Origin of the sequence: Sphingopyxis sp. BSNA05, from assembly GCF_013265645.1 — a bacterium.
GTDB lineage: Bacteria > Pseudomonadota > Alphaproteobacteria > Sphingomonadales > Sphingomonadaceae > Parasphingorhabdus.
The window spans coordinates 1-2,176 of sequence record NZ_PYIA01000138.1; the positions used below are offsets into that span (position 1 = coordinate 1).

The 2,176-nt window shown below is 61.7% G+C and carries 2 protein-coding genes; both read left to right on the plus strand.

All coding sequences use genetic code 11. The features are described from left to right. Window positions 1-1,213, plus strand: a 1,213-nt coding sequence (locus C8024_RS16240) for a protein-disulfide reductase DsbD (protein ID WP_173207089.1), incomplete at its 5' end; no start/stop codon positions are given. A 42-nt stretch (window positions 1,214-1,255) separates the two neighbouring features. Then, window positions 1,256-1,870: a thioredoxin family protein gene (locus C8024_RS16245; RefSeq protein ID WP_173207092.1), complete on the plus strand. Its 615-nt coding sequence runs from the start codon at window positions 1,256-1,258 to the stop codon at window positions 1,868-1,870. The last annotated feature ends 306 nt before the right edge of the window (window positions 1,871-2,176 follow it).

Consider the following 2,176-nt stretch of genomic DNA (forward strand, 5'->3'; position numbering starts at 1 on the left):
CTCGCTGCTGTTTGTCGCGCTAGGCGGTGCCATATTGGGCGGCCTGTTGCTCAACCTGATGCCCTGCGTTTTCCCGATACTCAGCCTGAAAGCGATCAGCCTCGCCAAGGCCGGCGGCAATGAAGCGGTCGTCCGGCGCGATGCTCTGGCCTATACGGCGGGTGTCGTGCTGGTTGCCACAGCGCTCGGCGCAGTTCTGCTCGGTCTGCGCGCCAGCGGAGCGGCGGTCGGCTGGGCATTCCAGCTGCAGGACCCGCGGATCATTTTTGTGCTGCTTGCGCTGGTGACCGCTATCGGCCTCAACCTTGCTGGCCTGTTCGAACTGCCCAATATCAATTTCGGCAACAAGCTCACACGGAAGGACGGCGCCGCCGGATCCTTCTGGACCGGCGCGCTGGCCGCCTTTGTCGCCACTCCTTGTACCGGCCCGTTCATGGCCGCCGCTCTCGGCGCGACCATCGTCTTGCCACCGATCGCCGCGTTGGTGATTTTCGCAGGTCTGGGCGTCGGCCTCGCCCTGCCCTTTCTCCTGATCGCCTTCGTCCCGGCAATCCGCAGCCGGCTGCCCAAACCCGGGCCCTGGCTGGACAGTTTCCGCAAGATCATGGCGATCCCGATGTTCCTCACCGGCATCGGGCTGATCTGGCTGCTCGGTCGCCAGATCGGCACCGATGCGCTGGGTCTGTCGCTGGTCTTTCTGCTCACGGTCTCTCTGATCCTGTGGTGGTTCGGCGGCGGCCAGATGAAGGGCCTGTCGCGCGGTGCGCTGACCAGCGCAGCCATGGTTGCCGCCATAGTAGGCGGCATCATCGCCCTGCCCGGCAAAGAGGCAATGAACGAACAGAAGCTGGCCCATGCCTCCGGCGCGACGCTGCCCAGCGAGCCTTTCAGCGAGACACGCCTGAGCGAGCTGCGGGCATCCGGCCAGCCGGTCTTTGCCTATTTCACCGCCGACTGGTGCATCACCTGCAAGGCTAATGAAGCCGCCGCCATCCAGCGCAGCGAGACCGCCGAGGCTTTTAAAGCCGCCGACGTCGCCGTGCTGATGGGCGACTGGACTCGGCCTGATCCGGTGATCAGCAGATTTCTGGAAAAACACGGTCGCGCGGGCGTACCGCTCTATCTCTATTATGCGCCCGGTAAAGAACCGGTCATCCTGCCGCAGATTCTCACGGTGGCAACATTGACAGAACTCGTGGGCAAGGCAGTATAAGGCAGGTCATTTGATTCCATCCCCCACGAACGGAGACAGACAATGCGAAACTTTCCAGCCTTCACTGCAGCAACCATTGCAGCGATCGCATTGGCCAGCCCGCTGGCGGCGGCCCAGAGAAACGGTGCCATCGCCCAGGATTTCAAACTTACCGACGTGAACGGCAAGACGGTGCAGCTGTCGCAGTTCCGCGGCAAGACCGTGGTGCTGGAATGGCACAATCCGGGCTGCCCCTTTGTCGCCAAACATTATAATAGCGGCAATATGCAGGCGACCCAGAATGCCGCCCGCCAGCAGGGCGCGGTCTGGCTGACCATCAACAGCGGCGCCAAGGGCAAACAGGGTCACATGACCGGTGCCGAGGCAAAGGCGCTGATTGCAGAACAGAAGATCCGGTCCACCCATTATCTGTTCGATACCAGGGGCGTAGTGGGCAAGGCCTATGGTGCCAAGACCACGCCGCATATGTATATCATCGATGGTTCGGGGACTTTGGTCTACCAGGGCGGAATAGACGACAAGCCCACGGCGAATGTCGCCGATATCAAAACTGCCCGCAATCATGTGCTGGCAGCGCTGAAGGAGATCAAGGCCGGCGCCAGGGTAAGCGTTGCCCAGGCGCGGCCTTACGGTTGCTCGGTAAAATATGCATCCTGATTGACGGAAAATTGCAGGACTGGCACGCAAACATTACGCGCGCACCAGCCCTGCGCCCCAGGATCTGGGGATAGGACGACAGCCTGCGACCCCCCGAAGACCGTTCGTCAACAGGTCCCCGGACCCGATTGCGAAGCAGATTCTGCTCATGACTATTTCCGAGGGTTGGGAGACAGATCCAGTACGCAACAAGGATCTGCCTCCCCCTCTGTTCCGACAGCGTGCGACCCTCGTTAAAGGCGCCGCCGGTCAAACTCTTCCAGTCCGCCAGCCAGCCTGCGCCGGCGGAAATGGGAAACCGTATTT